Genomic DNA, 20,332 nt, shown 5'->3' with positions numbered 1-20,332 from the left:
GTCCGGGGGCAGCGCCCCCGGCGGCCGGCTCCGGGCGCTCACGCCCCCCAGCTGCGCTCCAGCAGCCCGTACCAGTTCTCGTGGCACAGCTTGCGCATCAGCGGCTCGTCATAGCCATGGGCGCGCATCGCGGCCTGCAGCGCGGGCAGGCCCGTCACGTCGGCGATGCCCTGCGGGATCGTGGCCCCGTCGAAGTCCGAGCCCATCCCCACATGATCCTCGCCCAGCCGGTCGATCAGATGATCGAGGTGGCGCAGCACCGGCTCCCAGCCCATCTCGGCCGAGCGCCGTCCGTCCTCGCGCAGGAAGGAGGTGGCGAAATTCAGCCCCACCATGCCCCGGCTCTCGCGGATCATCGCAAGCTGGCGGTCGGTCAGGTTGCGGGTCGAGGGCGTCACCGCATGCGCGTTCGAATGGGTCGCGACCAGCGGCGCGTCGCTAAGGCGCGCGACATCGTCGAAGCCCTTCTCGTTCAGGTGCGACAGGTCGAGCATGATCTTCAGCCGGTTGCATTCGGCCACGAGACGAAGCCCCGCCTCGGTCAGCCCCTCGCCCGTATCGGGCGCGCCCGGGAAGCGGAAGGGCACGCCATGGCCGAAGATCGTGGGGCGGCTCCAGACCGGGCCGAGCGAGCGCAGGCCCAGCGCATGAAAGAGATGGAGCGCATCGAGATCCGCGCCGATCGCCTCGGCGCCCTCCATATGCATGATGCCCGAGACGATGCCGTCGGCGTGGCAGGACCGGACCTCGGCCGCCGTGCGGCAGACCTTGAAGCGGCCGCGGGCCGCGCGCTCCATCCAGAGCAGGTGCCCCGCCATGGCGAGGGCCACGGGCTGCGCCTGCTCGGCCCGGATCATCGGGGGCAGCGGCAGCTCGAAGGGCGGATTGTCCATCATCGCCTCGAAATCCGCGGCATCGTGGGCCTGCGGCGAGGGGATGTAGATGGCGAAGAAGCCGCCCGCGAATCCGCCCTCCTTCATCCGCGGCAGGTCGAGATGGCCGGTGCCGTCCCCCTGAAGCCAGATCGCCTCGCGGTTGGCGGGATTGCGCAGGAGGCGCAGGAGGAAGTCGTTGTGTCCGTCGAAGACGGGGATCGTATCGGTCATGGGCTGCTCTCGGCGGGGCGGGAGCCTTCGGACGCGGCCAGAAGGTCCCGGGTGTAGGGTTCGCGCGCGGCCCGGGCCCGGAGGCCGTCTCGGGTCAGCTCCTCGACCGCCTGCCCGTGCTGCATCACGAGGAGACGCTCGCACATGTGCGCCACGACGGCCAGATCGTGCGAGACGAGGATGTAGGTGAGCCCCCGCTCCGCCCGCAGCCGGTCGAGCAGGTTCAGCACCTCGGCCTGGATCGAGGCGTCGAGCGCGGAGGTCGGCTCGTCGAGCAGCATCACCCGCGGCTCGAGGATCAGGGCGCGGGCGATGGCCACCCGCTGCCGCTGCCCGCCCGAAAGCTGGTGCGGATAGCGGAAGCGGAAGCCCCGGCCCAGGCCCACCTCGTCGAGCGCGCGCAGGATGCGGGCCTCGCGATCGTCGAAGCCATGGATCGCCAGCGGCTCGGCCAGCACGCGGTCGATCGTGTGGCGGGGATGGAGGGAGGCATAGGGGTCCTGGAACACCATCTGGAGCCGGCGGTGGAACCCGGCCGAGCGGCGGCGCCCGAGCTCTTCGCCCGCCACCGTGACGGCGCCCGCCGAGATCGGCGCCAGCCCGCAGATCGCGCGGAGCACGGTGGACTTGCCCGAGCCGCTCTCGCCCACGATGCCGTAGCTTTCGCCCTCGGCCACCCGGAACGAGACGCCGCGCACGGCATGGACCTCGCCGAAGCGGACATGGAGGCCGGAGACGTCGATCGGTGCCATCAGAGAGCCCACCGCGCGTCGCGTTCCAGCACTGGCAGCGGCCGGCGCCCCCCCTCGATCCGCGGCAGGCAGTTCAGCAGACCCTGCGTGTAGGGATGGCGGGCCCGGGCGAGATCCGCGGCGCGCAGCTCCTCGACCACGCGGCCGGCATACATCACCAGCACCCGGTCGCAGAAGCTGCCGACGAGGCGGAGGTCGTGGCTGATGAAGACGAGCCCCATGCCGCGGTCCTGCACCAGCCGGTCGAGGATGCGCAGGACCTCGATCTGCACCGTGACATCGAGCGCCGAGGTGGGTTCGTCGGCGATCAGCAGGTCCGGCTCGGCGATGAGCATCATGGCGATCATGGCGCGCTGGCCCATGCCGCCCGACAGCTCGTGCGGATAGGCGCCGAAGACGCGGGAAGGATCGCGGATCTGCACGGCCTCGAGCATGGCCATCGCGCGGTCCTTCGCCTCGCCGCGCGAGGCGGTGCGGCGCGCCGCCTCGGTCAGCTGGCGGCCGATGGTCATGACCGGGTTCAGCGAGAACTTCGGATCCTGCATGACCATCGACATGCGGATGCCGCGCAGGGACCGCCACTGGCGCGGCGTGGCGCGGCGCAGGTCGATCCCGTCGAAGGCGAGACGGTCGGCGGTGGCCCGGCCGGGCGGCGGCGTGAGCCCCAGGATCGCGCGCCCGGTCTGGCTCTTGCCCGAGCCGCTCTCGCCCACGATCCCGAGCCGCTCGCGCCCCAGCGTGAAGCTCACGCCGCGGACCACCTCGGAGGGGCCCTGACGGGTCGGAAAGGTCACGCGGAGGTTCTCGACCTGAAGGAGCGTCATGGGCGGCTGCTCCGCCCGGCGGAAGCGTCGGAGCCTCCGGCGGGGATATTTGGGCCAGAATGAAAGCCCGGGAGGGCGGCGGCGCGGGGGCGGTTCGGGATCATTTGCGGGCCTTCGGGTCGAGCACGTCGCGCAGGCCGTCGCCCAAGAGGTTGAAGCCGAGCGAGACGGCGAAGATGGCGAGGCCGGGCATGGTGGCGACCCACCACTGGTCGATGATGAAGCGGCGGCCGCCGGCGATCATCGCGCCCCATTCGGGCTGCGGCGGCTGGGCGCCGAGGCCGAGGAAGCCCAGACCCGCCGCGGTCAGGATGATGCCCGCCATGTCGAGCGTCACCCGCACGATCACCGAGGAGAGACAGAGCGGCGTCACATGGCCCCAGAGGATGCGCGGCGCGGAGGCGCCCTGAAGGCGTGCGGCATTGATGAAGTCGCTGTCGCGGATGGTGAGCGTCTCGGCCCGCGCGAGGCGGGCATAGGGCGGCCAGGAGGTGAGCGCGATGGCGATGATCGCATTCTCGATCCCCGGCCCCAGAGCCGCGACGAAGGCGAGCGCGAGGATCAGCCGCGGGAAGGCGAGGAAGATGTCGGTCGCCCGCATCAGCACCGTATCGACCCAGCCGCCGAAATAGCCCGCCGTCGTGCCGATGGCGAGGCCGATGGGCGTGGCGATGACCGCCACCAGCACCACGACCATGAGCGTGAGCCGCGAGCCATGGATCACCCGGCTCAGGATGTCGCGCGCCAGATCGTCGGTGCCCATCGGATGCGCCCACGAGGGCGGCAGGAGGCGGTCGGTGCGCAGATCGCCGCCCACGATCGGATCGTGGGGCGCGATCCAGGGCGCGAGGATCGCCACCGCGATCAGCGCGAGCACGAGGCCGAGCCCCACCATGGCGAGCCGGTTGGCCTTCAGCGCGAGCCAGGTGCGGTAGGCCTGGCCCAAGCGCGCCTGCCTGCGCGAGGCGGGCTCTTCCGAGAGGAGCCATTCCGTGCGCGTCATGGCCGCACCTGCCGCCGCGTGCGCGGGTCGAGGAGCGTATAGAGCAGGTCCGACAGGAGGTTCAGCGCCACGAAGACGGCGCCGATCACGAGCGTCCCGCCGAGGACGGCGTTCATGTCGGCCACCTGCAGGCTGTTGGTGAGATAGAGGCCGAGGCCCGGCCAGGCGAAGACCGTCTCGGTCAGGACCGAGCCTTCGAGAAGGCCGGCATAGGAGAGCGCCACGACGGTCACGAGCGGCACGGCCGCGTTGCGCAGCGCATGGACCCAGACGATGCGCCATTCGGGCACGCCCTTCACGCGGGCGGTCGTCACATATTCCTGCGCAAGCTCGGCCAGCATGAAGCTGCGCGTCATCCGGCTGATGTAGGCCATCGAGAAATAGCCGAGCAGCGCCCCGGGCAGGATGATGTGCGAGAAGGCATTGCCGAAGGCGTCCCAGGCGCCCTGCATGGCGCTGTCGAGAAGGAGGAGGCCCGTCGTCACGGTGAAGCTGTATTCGTAGGCGATGTCGATGCGGCCCGGCCCCGCGACCCAGCCGAGCCGGGCGTAGAAGACGAGAAGGCCGAGCAGCCCCAGCCAGAAGATCGGCGCCGAATAGCCGACGAGGCCCAGCACGCGGACGATCTGGTCGATGGCGCGGCCCTGCTTGACGGCGGAGACGACGCCCAGGGGAATGCCCGCCAGCGTGCCGATCAGGATCCCCACGGTCGCGAGTTCGAGCGTGGCGGGAAAGACCCGGGCGAGATCGTCGGCCACCGGCCGCTTGGGGAGGAAGGAGCTTCCGAGATCGCCCGAGAGCACGTTGCGCAGGTAGATCCAGAACTGCTCCCAGACCGGCCGGTCGAGGCCCATGGCGCGATACATGGCGTCGTAGGTGGACTGGCTCCCCCCGGCTCCGCCCCCCCCCCGCACCGGGTCCACCGACATGTAGCGGCTGATGACGAAGGTCACGAGGAGGAGGCCCAGGAAGGTCACGGCGACGGTCAGCGCCACCCTCACGCCCTTCCAGAGCCAGAGGGAGAGGGCGCCCGTGCGCCCCCTTCCGATCTGCGGGGTCGCGGCCATCTACTTGGTCACGGCCCGGAACGAGTTGTCGTTGAACGACGGGCCGATGATGTAGCCCTCGACGTTCTTGCGCATGGCGACGACCTCGGATTCCTGGAACATGATGACGAAGGGCGAGGTCTTCAGCACCTCCTCCTGCATCTCGCGATACATCTGGGCGCGCTTCTCGGTGTCGCGCTCGAGGACGGCTGCGTCCGCCTTGGCGGTCAGCTCGGGGATATCCCAGGCGTTGCGCCAGGCCAGAGGCTTCGAGGCCGCATCGTCGGAATTGTCCGGGTTCTGCGCGAAGGTCGCGTTGGTATGCGGGTCCTGATAGTCCGGGCCCCACTGGCCGATGTAGATGTCATGCGTGCGCGCGCGGTATTTCTCGAGCGTCTGGCCGCCGTCGCCGGGGATGATCTCGATGGTGATCCCGGCTGCCGCCATGGTCTGCTGGATCGCCTGCGCGATCGAAGTCACTTCGGGCGTGTTGCGGGTGTCCATCGTGACGGTGAAGCCGTCGGGCAGGCCCGCCTGCGCCAGAAGCTCCTTGGCCTTGGCCGGATCGAAGCTGTAGGGGGTCTCGTCCAGCGCGCCGAGGAAGCCCTCGGGCAGGAAGGTCTGGTGGGTCTTCTTCATGCCCTTGACCAGCGTCTCGGCGATGGCGTCGTAATCGACGAGCCATTTCATCGCCTCGCGCACCTCGGGCTTGGCCAGGTTCTCGTTCTTCTGGTTCAGGCCGAGATAGAAGATCGTGCCCTTCACCCCGCTCTGGATCTTGATGTCGGGGTTCTGGCTCAGCGCCTCGATCTCTTCGGGAAGGAGCTTGCGCGCAATGTCGATGTCGCCCTGCTCGAGCAGCAGCCGCTCGGTCGCGGCCTCGGGGATGTGGCGGTAGATCGCGCGGGCCATGGCGGGCTTCTCGCCGTCCCAGTTGTCGTTGCGCTCCATCACGACGGCCTCGTTCGCGCGCCATTCGCGGATGGTGAAGGGGCCGGAGCCTGCGTAATTCGTCTTGAGCCAGTTGTAGCCCCAGTCGCCGTCCGCTTCGTTGGACTGGACGAGATCCTTGTCCACCACCGAGGCGACCGTCGCCGTCAGGCAGTAGAGCAGGAAGGTCGGCGCATAGGCCTTGTCCATCTCGAAGGTGAAGGAGTAATCGCCGGTCTGCTTGATCTTCTCTTCGACATTGTCGGGCGTCAGGCCGAACTGGCCGAGGATGAAGGCGGGCGACTTGTCGAGCTTCACGGCCCGCACGAGGCTGTAGACCACATCCTCGGCGGTCAGGTCGTTGCCCGAGGCGAACGTCTTGCCCTCGCGCACCTTGAAGCTCATGGTCCGGCCGTCCTCGGACAGCTCCCAGCTTTCCGCCACGCGCCCGAAGATGTTCGAGACGTCGTTGACGTCGTAGCCGATGATGGTCTCGTAGCTGTTGCCGATGATCTCCGATGCGGTGAATTCGAACACCTCGGCCGGGTCGAGCGTGATCATGTCGTCGATCGCCCAGGCCTGGATGAAGGTGTCGGGTGGCGTCTCGGCGGAAAGCGGAGCCGTGGTCAGGGCGAATGCGGCAACGGCCGCCGTCGCCAGCAAGCGCGCTCGGATGAACATGGAGGACCCCCTGTCGATGTTATTCATGGCTCCTGTCCGGCAGCGCGGGGCGCTCGGGCGGGCCACCGCTCCATGGTGAGCCGCCGGTCACGAAGCTGTCAAGGCCGGCTCTCCGATTGGGAAAGATGCCCCTCCGGCAGGAGCCTCGACCGTGAGCCGTGTGATGCCGGACGGCGCGCGGCGCCCGGCACCCGGGCGCCACGGCGAAAGGCTCCGCGGGCCGGGCGCAGGCCGCCGCGGCCCCTCTCCGTGCCGCAGGGCCGCGGGGGCGATGGGCGCTTGACCCTGCGCGCCCGATCCTCAAGATCGCGGCCAAAGGAGACGCCCATGCCCGATCCGAAGCCCGAGGTTCTCGACTTCCTGCTGAGCCGCCGTTCGCGGCCCGCCAAGACGCTCGCCCTGCCGGTGCCCGACCGTGCGGCGCTGGCGCCGATCCTCACGGCCGCGCTGCGCACGCCCGATCACGGCAAGCTCGAGCCCTGGCGGCTGATCGTGCTCGAGGCGGGCGCCATGCCGCGGCTGGCGGCCTTGGCCGAGGCCCGCGCCGAGGCGCTGGCCCTCGACCCCGACAAGAGCGCCAAGGGCCGCGCTCAGTTCGACCAAAGCCACCTCGCCGTGGTGGTGGTGGCGCGCCCCCAGCCCTCCGACAAGGTGCCCGAGATCGAGCAGATCCTTTCGGCGGGCGCGGTCTGCCTGTCCCTTCTGAACGCGGCGCAGGCGGCGGGCTGGGGGGCCAACTGGCTCACCGGCTGGCCGGCCTACGACCGCGGCTTCCTCCGCGAGGCCTTCGGCCTTGCGGATCACGAGTTCGTCGCGGGCATCGTCCATATCGGCAGCGAGACCGTCGCTCCGCCCGAGCGCCCGCGACCCGATGTTGCCAGTCTCACCACATGGGTAAGCGAATGATCCGGGACTTTCTCCGCGCCATAGGCCAGATCGGCGACCCGCCCTTCCGGCGCGTCGTTCTGTTCGGCATAGGCCTCGCGCTCCTGCTGCTGATGGCCGTCTATACGGGCTTCCTGTTCCTTCTGAACACCCTCGTGCCGGACACGGTCACGATCCCCTGGGTGGGCGAGGTGGGCGGGCTCGATACGCTGCTCTCCTGGGGCTCGGCGGTCCTGATGCTGGGGCTTTCGGTCTTCCTGATGATCCCGGTGGCCTCGGCCTTCACCGGCCTCTTCCTCGACAGCGTGGTGGATGCGGTCGAGGAGAAGCATTATCCGCACCTGCCCCCCGCCACGCCGTTGCCGCTGATGGATCAGCTGATCGACAGCGCGAACTTCTTCGCCGTGCTGATCCTCGTCAACATGATCGCGCTTGTGGTCTTCATCTTCGCCGGACCCGTCGGGCCGATCCTGTTCTGGGCGCTGAACGGCTTCCTGCTCGGGCGGGAATATTTCACGCTGGTGGCGATGCGGAGGCTCGGCCGCGCGGGGGCGAAGTCGCTCCGGGCGCGGCACGCGGGCCAGATCTGGCTTGCGGGCACGCTGATGGCCGCGCCGCTCTCGATCCCGATCCTGAACCTCGTGGTGCCGGTGCTGGGGGTGGCGACCTTCACCCACATCTTCCACCGGCTGAACGGCCGCGGGGCCTGACGGCCCCGCCCGGATCAGAAGGTCGGCGGCGGGGGCATCCGGCCCATCACGTCGATGTCGCGCAGGCTGATCGCGCCCGACAGGATGATCCCGCAGAGAACCGCCCAGACCAGCGTGCCCCAGAGCGTCGTGAGCCAGGCCTTGCGCCGGATCACATAGCCCGCGGGCGCGCCGCGCGGCGTGCCGGGCACCACCTCCCCCGACTCGTCCTGGCTCTGCACCCGCAGGGGCAGCAGGATGAAGAACACCATGAACCAGGTCACCGCATAGAGGACGATGGCGCCGGTGATGCTCATACCTGCTCGAGCTCCACGAGGCAGCCGTTGAAGTCCTTGGGATGGAGGAACAGGACGGGCTTGCCGTGCGCCCCGATCTTCGGCTCGCCCGATCCCAGCCCCCGCGCGCCCGCCTCCTTCAGCCGGTCGCGCGCGCCAAGGATGTCCTCGACCTCGTAGCAGATGTGATGGATGCCGCCGGCCGGGTTCTTCTCGAGGAAGCCCGCGATGGGCGAGCCCTCGCCCAGCGGATGAAGCAGCTCGATCTTCGTGTTGGGCAGGGTGATGAAGATCACCGTCACGCCATGGTCGGGCTCGTCCTGCGGCGCCCCCACCTCGGCCCCCAGCGTGTTGCGATACTGCGCCGCCGCAGCCTCGAGGTCGGGCACGGCGATGGCCACATGGTTCAAACGTCCGATCATACTCTCTCCTCCGTCCGGTGCCCCGTTATGAAAGCCCCCCCTTGCCCGCGCAAGAGGGCTACCCGTCGCGCGTCCGGCAGGGGCGGCCTCCTCCGCCCGGCCCGTCAGGGTCGGGCCCCCGGTCGCGCGAGGGCCCTCCGCCCCGCCGGGCGCCGCCACCGGGCCTGTCCGGAAGGCGGATTTTTGTCATCGGGAGAGAGCCCGCTTAACCCGATCTTGACCCGGATCGGCTTGAGTGTCGCCAGCCGAGAGCCCCGGAAGGATCCGCGATGCCCCACCTGCACCTCCTCCCCGATCCGATGCCGCCCTTCGTCCCGCGCCCCCTGCGCGGGCCGCTGCCCCTCGCCGGGCTCACGGTGCTCGCCGTGGAGGACAGCCACTTCGCGGCCGAGGCCATGCGGCTGCTCTGCCACCGCTCGGGCGCGAAACTGCGGCGGGCCGACGACATGGAGACCGCCCGCCGCCATCTCGACCGCTACTGTCCCGATGCGGCCATCGTCGATCTGGGCCTGCCGGACGGGGCCGGCGAAATGCTCATCGCCGAAATGTCGGCAAGGCCCGGCCTCGTCATCCTCGCGGCGAGCGGCGACCCGTCGCGGCGCGAGGCCGCGCTCGAGGCCGGGGCGCAGGCCTTCCTCGAGAAACCGCTCGACAGCCTGGCGCTGTTTCAGCAGGTGCTGCTCGACCATCTGCCGGGCCGTCCCCGCCTCGCCGAGGACGAGACGCTGCCTCCGCCCGATCCCTTTTCCCTGCGCGAGGACCTGACCCGCGCGGCCGAACTCGCCGCGACCCTGCTGCCGGGCACGGCGCGGGCGCGCTATGTCTCGGGCTTCGTGGCCGGTGTCGCGCGCAGCAGCGGCGACAAGGCGCTGGAACAGGCCGCACGGCACGCCCCCGACTGCCCCGACGCGCTCGACCTGCTCCGCCGGCTGATCGCCGTCCGCCTCGCGGCGGCGGCGCCGGCCTTCTGACCTGGGAAAGCGCTGCCCCCTGCCCCTCGGGACCTCCGCGCGAGCGCAAGCGGCGAGGCCTCAGGGCCCGCCGTCCGCTCCCACCGAGGAAGCTCCGACCGAGGCCCAGGTCCCGGCCCCTGCAGTGCCGGGGATCCGGCCCGAGGCCCCGAGCCTGAACCTTCGAGTCCCCCGACCCAAGCGGCAACCGGGCCGCGGCACGCGCCGTGCCGAGCCTCAAGCCTCAAGCCTCAAGCCTTGGGGCATCCCCCGGTCAGCCGATCAAGAGGTCTCATGCAGGCGGAGCCTCGCTGCGGCCGGACCGCCCTTAGCCGAGCGCCGGATCGGCGGCTCCGCCGCGCGCCAGCGCCGTCAGATCCGAGAGCCGCTCGATCTGCTGCCCCGAGGCGTCGAAATTGCGCGGCGCAAGCCACAGCTCGAACGCCTCGTGCAGGGCGGGCCATTCCCGGTCGATCACCGAGAACCAGGCCGTATCGCGGTTGCGGCCCTTGACCACCGTCGCCTGCCGGAAGGTGCCCTCGTAGCTGAAGCCCAGCCGCTGAGCCGCCCGCCGCGACGCGAGGTTCAGCGCGTCGCACTTCCATTCCACGCGCCGGTAGCCCGCGGCGAAGCTCCAGGCCATCATCAGCACCAGGGCCTCGGTCGCGGCCGGCGTCCGCTGCAGGCCGGGCGAGAGGCAGATATGGCCGATCTCGATGCTTCCCGCCTCGGGCGCGATCCGCAGGAAGCTCGCCACCCCGCCGCAATGGCCGGTGGCCCGGTCCCGGATCACCAGGAACAGCGGATCGGCGCTCTCCTCGACCGTGCGCACCCAGTGATGATAGGCGGCCGTCGAGGCGAAGGGGCCGTAGGGCAGATAATCCCAGACCGCCTCCTCGACCGAGAAGGCCCGATGGAGATCCGCCGCATGGCGGTCGGCCGAAAGCCGCTCCAGCCGGACATGGCACCCCTCGAGCCCCTCGTCCCCCGAGGGGCGCGGCGGCGCCTGCCAGCCCGGAACCGGCTCGCCGAACCGCTTCACGCCTCAGTCCTTCGGCACGACGCGCAGGCGCAACTCGCGCAGCTGCTCGTTGGTGGGCTCCGAGGGCGCGCCCATCAGCAGATCCTCGGCGCGCTGGTTCATCGGGAACATGATGACCTCGCGGATGTTCGCCTCGTCGGCCAGCAGCATCACGATCCGGTCGATCCCGGCCGCGCAGCCGCCGTGCGGCGGGGCGCCGTAGCGGAAGGCCTTGACCATGCCGCCGAACCGCTTCTCGACCTCTTCCTTCGGATAGCCCGCCAGTTCGAAGGCCTTGAACATGATCTCCGGCTTGTGGTTGCGGATCCCGCCCGAGATCAGCTCGTAGCCGTTGCAGGCAAGGTCGTACTGATAGGCATGGACCTTCAGCGGATCGCCCTCCAGCGCCTCCATCCCGCCCTGCGGCATCGAGAAGGGGTTGTGGCTGAAGTCGATCTTGCCCTCGTCGTCCTTCTCGTACATCGGGAAATCGACGATCCAGGCGAATTTGAAGCAGTTCTCCTCGGTCAGCCCCAGCTCGCGGCCGATCTCGGTGCGCGCGCGCCCCGCGACGGCCTCGAAGCTCTCGGGCTTGCCGCCGAGGAAGAAGGCCGCATCGCCCTCGCCCAGCCCCAGCTGCTGCCGGATCGCCTCGGTCCGCTCGGGGCCGATGTTCTTGGCCAGCGGCCCGGCCGCCTCCATCGCCCCGTCGTCGCCCTTGCGCCAGAAGATGTAGCCCATCCCCGGCAGGCCCTGCTGTTGCGCGAAGGCATTCATCCGGTCGCAGAATTTCCGGCTGCCGCCGGTGGGCGCCGGGATCGCGCGGATCTCGGTGCCCTCGTTCTCCAGCAGTTTCGCAAAGATCGCAAAGCCCGAGCCCGCGAAATGCTCGCTCACCACCTGCATCTTGATCGGGTTGCGCAGGTCGGGCTTGTCCGACCCGTACCAGAGCATCGCATCGCGATAGGCGATCCGCGGCCAGTCGGCATCCACGCGCTTGCCCTGGCCGAACTCCTCGAACAGCCCCTGGATCACCGGCTGCACGGCCGCGAACACATCCTCCTGCTCCACGAAGCTCATCTCGATATCGAGCTGGTAGAAGTCGGTGGGCGAGCGGTCGGCGCGCGGGTCCTCGTCGCGGAAACAGGGCGCGATCTGGAAGTAGCGGTCGAAGCCCGCCACCATGATCAACTGCTTGAACTGCTGCGGCGCCTGCGGCAGGGCGTAGAACTTGCCCGGATGGAGCCGCGACGGCACGAGGAAGTCGCGCGCGCCTTCCGGGCTCGATGCCGTGATGATCGGCGTCTGGAACTCGTTGAAGCCCGCGCCCCACATCCGGTTGCGCAAGCTGCGCACCACGTTCGAGCGCAGCATCATGTTCTGATGCAGCTTCTCGCGCCGCAGGTCGAGGAAGCGGTAGGTCAGCCGCGTCTCCTCGGGATAGTCGGTCTCGCCGAACACCGGCAGCGGCAGCTCGTCCGCCGCCCCCAGCACGCTCATGCCGGTGGCATAGACCTCGATCTCGCCGGTCGCGAGCTTGGGGTTCACGAGCGACGCATCGCGCGCCTTCACCCGGCCCTCGATGCGGATCACCCATTCGGCCCGCACCGTCTCGAGCTCGGCAAAGGCCGGCGAGTCGGCATCGGCGATCACCTGGGTGATGCCGTAATGGTCGCGCAGGTCGAGGAACAGGACGCCGCCGTGGTCGCGCACGCGGTGCACCCAGCCCGAGAGCCGCACCTCCTGACCGACATGCGCGGCATTCAGTTCCGTGCAGGTATGGCTGCGATAGGCGTGCATTCGGCTCCCCTTCCAGAGGCTCTGGTTCGTCCGGGCCGATACACTCCGGGACGGGAGGGAAGTCAAGCCGCCCCCCTTTAACGCTGGCACAAATATCCCCCGCGGAGCGGGCCTGAGCCGTGGCGGCCCCGCCGCCGAGGCGAGGCAGGAAACCGGGCGGGAACCGCCTCCTTCGGGCCCGGGAGGGATCCGCCCCCCGCCCGAGGCGCGCCCCGGCTCAGGGCGCCTCGCCCGCCCAGTCCGCAGGGATCAGCCCGCGCAGCGAATTGCCGACCCAGAGCCGCACCCGCGGCAGGGCCTCGCCCGGCAGCGGCGCCTCGCGGCACCGCCCCGTCTCGAGCATGGTCTCGCGCAGGATCCCGGGCAAGAGGCCCGCCTCGAGCGGCGGGGGCCGCATCCCCTCGCCCGCATCGAAGAAGACCGTGGTGATCGTGCCGTCGCAGACCTCGCCGCGCTCGTTCAGCAGGAGCCGCTCGTCGAGGTCCGCAGGCAGGCCCGCCCGCGCCGCATCGTAGGCCGCCCGCCGGTTCGACTTCACCCGCAGCCAGGGATCGTCCGAGGCGAGCCGTTCGGCGGCAAGCCCCACCCGCCAGACCGGCTTCGCGGCCGGCAGGGGGGCCGCCTCGACGGTCATGCGGCCCGCGCCATCGAGCGTGAGGCGCATCCGCGCCGGCCCCTCGGGCACCGCGGCCTTCAGCGCCGCGCCCGCCCCCGCCGCGCACCAGCCCAGCCGCGAGGCCGCCGTCTCGAGCCGCTGGAGATGCCGGCGCAGCCGGATCAGCCGCATCCCGTCCCAGAGCAGCGTCTCGATCAGCCGCAGGTCCGGGTCGTCGGCAGCTCGGCGAAGCGGGTCTTCCACAAGGCTTCCTCCCATTCTCCGGGGGCGGTCGAATCCTGCACGATCCCCCCGCCCACATCGAGCCGCAGCCCCCCGCCCGGAAACAGGCGCAGCGTGCGGATCGCCACATTGAAGGCCGCGCGCCCGTCCGGTGCCATCCAGCCCATCGCCCCGCAATAGAGACCGCGAGGAAAAGGTTCCAGCTCGGCGATGATCTCCATCGCCCGGATCTTGGGCGCCCCCGTCACCGAGCCGCAGGGAAAGAGCGCGGGCAGGAGCCCCGAAAGGCCCGGCCGTCCGATCAGCCGCCCCGTCACCCGGCTCACCATCTGATGGACGGTCGCATAGCTCTCGATGGCGAAAAGCTCGGGCACCCGGACCGAGCCCAGCTCGGCGATCCGGCCGATGTCGTTGCGCAGGAGATCCACGATCATCAGGTTCTCGGCCCGGCCCTTCTCGCTCGATCCGAGGATTTCCGCGAGTTCCGCGTCGCGCGCGGGATCGGGGTCGCGGGGGGCTGTGCCCTTCATCGGCCGGGTCGAGATCCGCCCCTCGGCGTCGCAGTCGAAAAACAGTTCCGGCGAGGCCGAGATCGCCACCGGCCCGCCGAAATCGCAGAAGGCGCCCTGCCCCACCGGCTGGCGCGCCCGCAGCGCGCCGTAGAGGCCCAGCGCGCTGCCCGCCTCGAGGCGCCCGTCGAGCGGGAAGGTGAGGTTCACCTGATAGCAGTCGCCCGACGCGATATAGGCCATGAGCCGGCCGAAGGCCGCGTCATAGTCGGCCCGGGCGATCCGCGGGCGGAAGGACGCAAGCCGCACCTCTCGCGCCTCGGCCGCGGCCTGCGCCAGCAGATCGCCCGCGGGAAGCGGCGCGCGGAAGGCGCCGAAGGCCAGAAGCGGCTCGGAGCGCTGCGGCGGCATGAGGCGCGCGAGCCGCGGCTCGAACACGAGCCCGGCCTCGTAGGCCACCGTTCCCGCGATCCAGAACCCCTCCGCCCGCAGCGCATCGAGGCGCGCCAGCGCAGGCGCCAGCGCCGCGGGCTCCTCCACGATCACCGTCTCGACGGCCTCCCGGAACAGGGCCGGGCCGGACTGGGGTCCGTTCTCGCACAGGAACACGCTCTTCTCCCTTCTGGTCGAGGGCATCTAGCACGGCAGGCCTGCCCGCGGACAGCCCGGCTGCGACGTGACGCAAGAGGGTTGCGCCGCGCGGCGGCAAGTCTATAACCGCGCCAATTTGCGCAGAGCGTAGAATCCGGACCATCCTGCAGCCCGACCGGCGCGGGACCATAGATGTGGGGCCACAAATGCCGAAGAGAACCGATATCAGCTCGATCATGATCATCGGGGCGGGTCCCATCATCATCGGCCAGGCCTGCGAGTTCGACTATTCCGGCGCCCAGGCCTGCAAGGCGCTGCGCGAAGAGGGATACCGGGTCATCCTCGTGAACTCGAACCCGGCCACGATCATGACCGATCCGGGTCTCGCGGATGCCACCTACATCGAGCCGATCACCCCCGAGGTCGTGGCCAAGATCATCGAGAAGGAGCGCCCCGACGCGCTCCTGCCCACGATGGGCGGGCAGACCGGCCTGAACACCGCGCTCGCGCTGGCCGACATGGGTGTCCTCGAGAAATTCGGCGTCCAGCTCATCGGCGCGAACCGCGAGGCCATCGAGATGGCCGAGGACCGCAAGCTCTTCCGCGAGGCGATGGACCGGATCGGGCTCGAGAACCCCAAGGCCACCATCATCGCCGCGCCGAAGCTCGAGAACGGGCGCTACGACATCAATGCGGGCGTGGCCGAGGCGATGGCCGCCATCGAATATGTGGGCCTGCCCGCGATCATCCGCCCCGCCTTCACGCTGGGCGGCACCGGCGGCGGCGTGGCCTACAACCGCGACGATTACGAGGCCATCTGCCGCTCGGGGCTCGACGCCTCGCCGGTGGCGCAGATCCTCGTCGATGAAAGCCTGCTCGGCTGGAAGGAATATGAGATGGAGGTGGTCCGCGACCGCGCGGACAATGCCATCATCGTCTGTTCCATCGAGAACGTGGACCCGATGGGCGTCCATACGGGCGACTCGATCACCGTGGCGCCGGCGCTGACGCTGACCGACAAGGAATATCAGATCATGCGCAACGGCAGCATTGCCGTGCTGCGCGAGATCGGGGTCGAGACCGGCGGGTCGAACGTGCAATGGGCGATCAACCCGGCGGACGGCCGGATGGTCGTGATCGAGATGAACCCGCGCGTCTCGCGTTCCTCGGCGCTGGCCTCCAAGGCCACGGGCTTCCCCATCGCCAAGATCGCGGCGAAGCTCGCCGTGGGCTATACGCTGGACGAGCTCGACAATGACATCACCAAGGTCACGCCCGCCTCGTTCGAGCCCTCGATCGATTATGTGGTGACCAAGATCCCGCGCTTCGCCTTCGAGAAATTCCCCGGCTCGAAGCCCGAGCTGACCACCGCGATGAAGTCGGTGGGCGAGGTCATGGCCATCGGCCGCACCTTCCACGAATCGATGCAGAAGGCGCTGGCCTCGCTCGAGACCGGCCTCTCGGGCTTCGACGAGATCGAGATCCCCGGCGCGCCCGACAAGGCCGCGATCATCAAGGCGATCTCTGCCCAGACCCCCGACCGGCTGCGGCTGATCGCGCAGGCGATGCGGCACGGGCTGACCGAAGACGAGATCCAGGCCGCGACGGCCTTCGATCCGTGGTTCCTCGCCCGCATCCGCGAGATCGTGGAGGCCGAGGCCGAGATCCGCGCCAAGGGCCTGCCCGTGACCGAGACGGCGCTGCGCAAGCTGAAGATGATGGGCTTCACCGACGCGCGTCTGGCCAAGCTCACCGGCCGCGACGAGGGCCAGGTGCGCCGGGCGCGCCGGAACCTCGGGGTGAAGGCGGTCTTCAAGCGCATCGACACCTGCGCGGCCGAGTTCGAGGCCCAGACCCCCTACATGTATTCCACCTACGAGGCCCCCGCGATGGGCGACGTGGAATGCGAGGCCCGGCCCTCGGGCGCGAAGAAGGTGGTGATCCTCGGCGGCGGCCCGAACCGGATCGGTCAGGGCATCGAGTTCGACTATTGCTGCTGCCATGCCTGCTTCGCGCTGACGGCGGCGGGCTATGAAACCATCATGATCAACTGCAACCCCGAGACCGTGTCGACCGACTACGACACCTCGGACCGGCTCTATTTCGAGCCGCTGACGCTCGAACATGTGCTCGAGATCCTGCGCGTCGAGCAGGAGAACGGGACGCTCCACGGCGTGATCGTGCAGTTCGGCGGCCAGACGCCGCTGAAGCTCGCGCAGGCGCTGGCGGCCGAGGGGATCCCGATCCTCGGCACCACGCCCGACGCCATCGACCTCGCCGAGGACCGCGAGCGGTTCCAGCAGCTCCTGCACAAGCTCGACCTCAAGCAGCCGCACAACGGCATGGCGCGGAGCCGCGACGAGGCCTTCCGCATCGCGGGCGAGATCGGCTATCCGCTGGTGATCCGGCCCTCCTATGTGCTCGGCGGCCGCGCGATGGAGATCGTGCGCGACGACGCCCAGCTCGAACGCTACATCCGCGAGGCGGTGCAGGTCTCGGGCACCTCGCCCGTGCTGCTCGACAGCTATCTGTCGGGCGCCATCGAGGTGGATGTGGATGCGCTCTGCGACGGCGAGAACGTCCATGTCGCGGGGATCATGGAACATATCGAGGAAGCGGGCGTCCATTCGGGCGATTCGGCCTGCTGCCTGCCGCCCCATTCGCTGTCGGCCGAAACCATCGCCGAGCTGAAGCGCCAGACGGTCGAGATGGCCCGCGCGCTGCATGTGGTGGGGCTGATGAACGTGCAGTTCGCGATCAAGGACGGGGTGATCTTCGTCCTCGAGGTGAACCCGCGCGCCTCGCGCACCGTGCCCTTCGTGGCCAAGGCCACCGACAGTGCCATCGCCTCGATCGCGGCGCGGCTGATGGCGGGCGAGCCGCTCTCGGCCTTCCCGGTGCGCGCGCCCTATCCGGCGGGCGTGGGCCCCGACACCGACCTGCCGCTGGCCGATCCGCTGACGCTGGCCGATCCGATCACGCCCTGGTTCTCGGTCAAGGAATCGGTGCTGCCCTTCGCCCGCTTCCCCGGCGTGGACCCGCTCCTCGGCCCCGAGATGCGCTCGACGGGCGAGGTGATGGGCTGGGACCGCAGCTTCGCGCTGGCCTTCCTCAAGGCGCAGATGGGGGCCGGCACGCATCTGCCCGAAAGCGGGCGCGTGTTCCTGTCGGTCAAGGATGCCGACAAGACCGCGGCGCTGGCCAAGGCCGCGGCCGGGCTCACCGCGATGGGCTTCGAGATCGTGGCGACGAAGGGCACCGCCGCCTGGCTCACCGGGCAGGGCATCGCCTCGACCTCGGTCAACAAGGTCTACGAGGGCCGGCCGAACATCGTCGACCGGCTGAAGAACGGCGACATCACCCTGGTGATGAACACGACCGAGGGCGCGCAGGCGATCTCGGACAGCCGCGACATCCGCCGCGTGGCGCTGATGGACAAGATCCCCTACTTCACCACCGCCGCCGCCTCCATCGCCGCCGTCGAAGCGATGCAGGCCCGCGGCGAGGGCTATGGGGTGCGCACCCTCCAGGGCTGACGCGCCCGCGCGCCCCGGCCGCCATCGCCCGGCCGGGGCGCGCACGCTCCTCTCCCGCCCCTTCGGCGGGATCCTGCGCAGCGCGTCGCCCCATCGCGGCGCTGCGGGATGAGACCGGCCGGTCGCTCCGTTCACGACTACAGCCCTGCTGCTTGCGGTCGGGCATCCCAGTCAAGGAGACGCAACGGACATGCCGAAACTCATCGGAAACGGCTCGGCCAACCGGCTGAACGGCACCCAGTTCAACGACATCCTCCGCGGCCTCGACGGCGCGGACACCCTCTACGGCAATGGCGGCCGCGACCGCATCGAAGGGAACGACGACGAGGACCGCCTGTTCGGCGGCGCCGGGGCGGACACGCTCCTCGGCGGCAAGGGCGAGGACAGGCTCTGGGGTCAGGACGGCGCCGACCTCATGACCGACGAGAGCGGCAACGACCGCTTCTTCGGCGGTCGGGGCAACGACACGATCCGCGCGGGCGAGGGCAACGACCTGCTCGACGGCGGTGGCGAGGCCGATCTGCTGGTGGCGGGATCGGGCAACGACACGCTGCGCGGCGGCGGCGGGTCGGATCGGCTCTTCGGCGGCGAAGGCAATGACGTGATGGTCGCCGGCTCCGGCCACGACCGGATGTGGGGCGGCGAGGGCGACGATGTCCTGAGCGGCGGTCAGGGCAACGACGTGATGTTCGGAGGCGAAGGGGCCGACCGCTTCATCTTCACCGCAGGCTCGGACGTGATCCGCGATTTCGACGAGGACGACGACCGGATCGACCTGTCGGCCTTCGACCTGTCCTATGCGCAGGTCCTGAACCGCACCGTCCAGCAGGGCGACGATCTGCTGATCCGCATCGGAGCCCAGACCCTGCGGATCGAGGACATGCGGCGCGGCGCGCTCGACTCCGACGACTTCATCCTCTGAACGGTCTCGGGCGGGGCGGCTGTCCGCCCTGCCCTGCCGGGGAAGCGGCCTCACCGCAGGGGAAAGCACGGCCCGGGCCAGCTATCGCTTGACTTGTGCCCCCAAATCCCCCATCTCCGCCGGGACGCCGAAGATCCGCTGCCGCGTGAGCAGCCGCCCGCATGGGCCAGGATCCGGCCGACAGGTTCCCACCGTCACGCAGGGGCACCGCGACGCATCCGCGTCGCCCCGCCTCCCGCCTCCCCCCTCGCCGGGGAGACAATCCCATTCCGCGGGCCCATGCCCGCACACCGAAAGAGACCCATGGCTGATTTCAGCACCCTCGGGCTGTCCGAGCGACTCATGCAGGGCCTGGCCAAGGCCCAGTTCACCCAGCCGACGCCGATCCAGGTCGAGGCGATCCCCTACGTCATGCAGGGCCGCGACCTGATGGGCCTGGCCCAGACCGGCACCGGCAAGACGCTGGCCTTCGGGCTGCCGCTCCTGCACCGGCTGCTCGGCGTGGGCCACCCGCCGCCGCCGCGCACCATCCGCGCCCTGATCCTCGCCCCCACGCGCGAGCTCGTGACGCAGATCGCGACCAACCTCGAGCTGTTCACCAAGGGGACGCCGGTCAAGGTCGTCACCATCACCGGCGGCGCCTCGATCAACCGGCAGACCGAGCGGCTCGCGCGCGGCGCCGACATCATGGTGGCCACCCCCGGCCGCCTGATCGACCTGCTCGACCGCAATGCGGTGGTGCTCGACCACACCGGCTATCTGGTGCTGGACGAGGCCGACCAGATGCTCGACATGGGCTTCATCCACTCGCTGCGGAAGATCGCCCGCTTCCTGCCGCTGAAGCGGCAGACGCTGCTCTTCTCGGCCACCATGCCGAAGCTGATCGAGGAGCTGGCCCACACCTACCTGCGTGAGCCGGTGAAGGTGCAGGTGGCCCCGCCCGGCAAGCCGGTCGAGAAGATCGCGCAGGGCGTGCATTTCACCCCGCAGGGCGACAAGGCGAAGCTGCTCGAGAGCTACCTCCAGAAACATCCGGGCGAGCAGGCGCTGGTCTTCGGCCGCACCAAGCACGGGTCGGAGAAGCTGATGAAGCTTCTGGTCAGCTGGGGCTTCAAGGCGGGCTCGATCCACGGCAACAAGAGCCAGAACCAGCGCGACCGCACGCTGACCGAGTTCCGCGAGGGCGCGCTCGACGTGCTGGTGGCCACCGACGTGGCCGCCCGCGGCATCGACATTCCCGGCGTGAGACATGTCTACAACTACGACATGCCGAACGTGCCCGAGAACTATGTCCACCGCATCGGCCGCACCGCGCGCGCCGGCGCCGAGGGCAGCGCCGTGGCCTTCGTGGCCCCGGCCGAGATGGAGGAGTTCCGCGCGGTCGAGAAACTTCTCAAGCAGCCCATTCCGGTGATCGGCGGCGCGCCCTGGGCCGCGGACATCGTGGCGGCGGCGCCCCGTCCCGGCCAGAAGCCGCGGCAGGGCGGACGTCCGAAGACCGGCGCCAAGCCGCAGGGCAAGCCCCAGGCCA

At 69.9% G+C, this 20,332-nt stretch carries 18 protein-coding genes; 6 read left to right on the top strand and 12 right to left on the bottom strand.

The window, feature by feature from the left end:
* Positions 1–38: 38 nt before the first annotated feature.
* The 6 genes from A9O63_RS16165 to A9O63_RS16140 form a co-directional block, all read right to left on the bottom strand.
* A complete protein-coding gene (locus A9O63_RS16165; protein WP_069332862.1) occupies positions 39–1,106 on the bottom strand; it encodes a dipeptidase in 1,068 nt (355 codons plus the stop codon).
* Positions 1,103–1,858 carry an ABC transporter ATP-binding protein gene (locus tag A9O63_RS16160; RefSeq protein WP_069332861.1) on the bottom strand — a complete coding sequence of 252 codons (756 nt, stop codon included), beginning with the start codon at positions 1,856–1,858 and terminating at the stop codon, positions 1,103–1,105. Before A9O63_RS16160 ends, A9O63_RS16165 begins: the two co-directional genes overlap by 4 nt.
* Positions 1,858–2,682, bottom strand: coding sequence for an ABC transporter ATP-binding protein (locus tag A9O63_RS16155; protein WP_069332860.1), 825 nt, complete (start codon positions 2,680–2,682; stop codon positions 1,858–1,860). Before A9O63_RS16155 ends, A9O63_RS16160 begins: the two co-directional genes overlap by 1 nt.
* 100 nt (positions 2,683–2,782) lie before the next feature.
* Entirely contained in the window at positions 2,783–3,685 is a 903-nt protein-coding gene (locus A9O63_RS16150) for an ABC transporter permease (protein ID WP_069332859.1), read from the bottom strand.
* Complete coding sequence (locus tag A9O63_RS16145; RefSeq protein ID WP_069332858.1) at positions 3,682–4,752, bottom strand: ABC transporter permease; 1,071 nt, start codon at positions 4,750–4,752, stop codon at positions 3,682–3,684. Before A9O63_RS16145 ends, A9O63_RS16150 begins: the two co-directional genes overlap by 4 nt.
* Positions 4,753–6,369 (bottom strand): ABC transporter substrate-binding protein, encoded by a 1,617-nt coding sequence (locus A9O63_RS16140; RefSeq protein WP_069332857.1) that lies wholly within the window; start codon positions 6,367–6,369, stop codon positions 4,753–4,755. It abuts the gene before it with no gap.
* A 300-nt stretch (positions 6,370–6,669) separates the two neighbouring features.
* On the opposite strand from A9O63_RS16140, the gene A9O63_RS16135 reads away from it, so the two are divergent.
* A complete protein-coding gene (locus A9O63_RS16135; protein WP_069332856.1) occupies positions 6,670–7,248 on the top strand; it encodes a nitroreductase family protein in 579 nt (192 codons plus the stop codon).
* Positions 7,245–7,937 (top strand): EI24 domain-containing protein, encoded by a 693-nt coding sequence (locus A9O63_RS16130; protein WP_069332855.1) that lies wholly within the window; start codon positions 7,245–7,247, stop codon positions 7,935–7,937. The genes A9O63_RS16135 and A9O63_RS16130 overlap by 4 nt, the downstream gene beginning before the upstream one ends.
* Before the next feature lie 14 nt (positions 7,938–7,951).
* Here A9O63_RS16130 and A9O63_RS16125 read toward each other — a convergent pair whose 3' ends face one another.
* Both A9O63_RS16125 and mce read right to left on the bottom strand, forming a co-directional pair.
* Positions 7,952–8,233: a DUF1467 family protein gene (locus A9O63_RS16125; RefSeq protein ID WP_069332854.1), complete on the bottom strand. Its 282-nt coding sequence runs from the start codon at positions 8,231–8,233 to the stop codon at positions 7,952–7,954.
* Positions 8,230–8,634 carry a methylmalonyl-CoA epimerase gene (mce, locus tag A9O63_RS16120; protein ID WP_069332853.1) on the bottom strand — a complete coding sequence of 135 codons (405 nt, stop codon included), beginning with the start codon at positions 8,632–8,634 and terminating at the stop codon, positions 8,230–8,232. The genes A9O63_RS16125 and mce overlap by 4 nt, the downstream gene beginning before the upstream one ends.
* A 269-nt stretch (positions 8,635–8,903) precedes the next feature.
* Between mce and A9O63_RS16115 the strand changes: the two genes are divergently transcribed.
* Positions 8,904–9,605, top strand: coding sequence for a response regulator (locus A9O63_RS16115; RefSeq protein ID WP_069332852.1), 702 nt, complete (start codon positions 8,904–8,906; stop codon positions 9,603–9,605).
* A gap of 307 nt (positions 9,606–9,912) precedes the next feature.
* On the opposite strand, the gene A9O63_RS16110 is transcribed toward A9O63_RS16115, so the two are convergent.
* From A9O63_RS16110 to A9O63_RS16095, 4 genes are all read right to left on the bottom strand, one after another.
* Positions 9,913–10,626: a GNAT family N-acetyltransferase gene (locus A9O63_RS16110; RefSeq protein ID WP_069332851.1), complete on the bottom strand. Its 714-nt coding sequence runs from the start codon at positions 10,624–10,626 to the stop codon at positions 9,913–9,915.
* A 3-nt stretch (positions 10,627–10,629) separates the two neighbouring features.
* Positions 10,630–12,405 (bottom strand): aspartate--tRNA ligase, encoded by a 1,776-nt coding sequence (gene aspS, locus A9O63_RS16105; RefSeq protein WP_069332850.1) that lies wholly within the window; start codon positions 12,403–12,405, stop codon positions 10,630–10,632.
* Between the two features lie 217 nt (positions 12,406–12,622).
* On the bottom strand, positions 12,623–13,264 hold the full coding sequence (locus A9O63_RS16100; RefSeq protein WP_069332849.1) for an aminotransferase class IV family protein: 642 nt from the start codon (positions 13,262–13,264) through the stop codon (positions 12,623–12,625).
* Positions 13,216–14,361 (bottom strand): aminodeoxychorismate synthase component I, encoded by a 1,146-nt coding sequence (locus A9O63_RS16095; RefSeq protein ID WP_069332848.1) that lies wholly within the window; start codon positions 14,359–14,361, stop codon positions 13,216–13,218. Before A9O63_RS16095 ends, A9O63_RS16100 begins: the two co-directional genes overlap by 49 nt.
* 188 nt (positions 14,362–14,549) lie before the next feature.
* Here A9O63_RS16095 and carB point away from each other — a divergent pair, with 188 nt between their 5' ends.
* The 3 genes from carB to A9O63_RS16080 form a co-directional block, all read left to right on the top strand.
* Entirely contained in the window at positions 14,550–17,879 is a 3,330-nt protein-coding gene (carB, locus tag A9O63_RS16090) for a carbamoyl-phosphate synthase large subunit (RefSeq protein ID WP_002721004.1), read from the top strand.
* Between the two features lie 190 nt (positions 17,880–18,069).
* Positions 18,070–18,801, top strand: a complete 732-nt coding sequence (locus A9O63_RS16085; protein WP_069332847.1) for a calcium-binding protein — start codon at positions 18,070–18,072, stop codon at positions 18,799–18,801.
* Positions 18,802–19,104: 303 nt separating this feature from the next.
* Positions 19,105–20,332 (top strand): DEAD/DEAH box helicase (locus tag A9O63_RS16080; RefSeq protein ID WP_069332846.1); only part of this gene is annotated, 1,228 nt, incomplete at its 3' end.

The sequence above is a fragment of the Cereibacter johrii genome, from assembly GCF_001720585.1.
Taxonomy (GTDB): Bacteria; Pseudomonadota; Alphaproteobacteria; order Rhodobacterales; family Rhodobacteraceae; genus Cereibacter_A; species Cereibacter_A johrii.
Note: the sequence above shows the minus strand (reverse complement) of the source record. Positions and strands in the feature narration are given on the sequence as shown.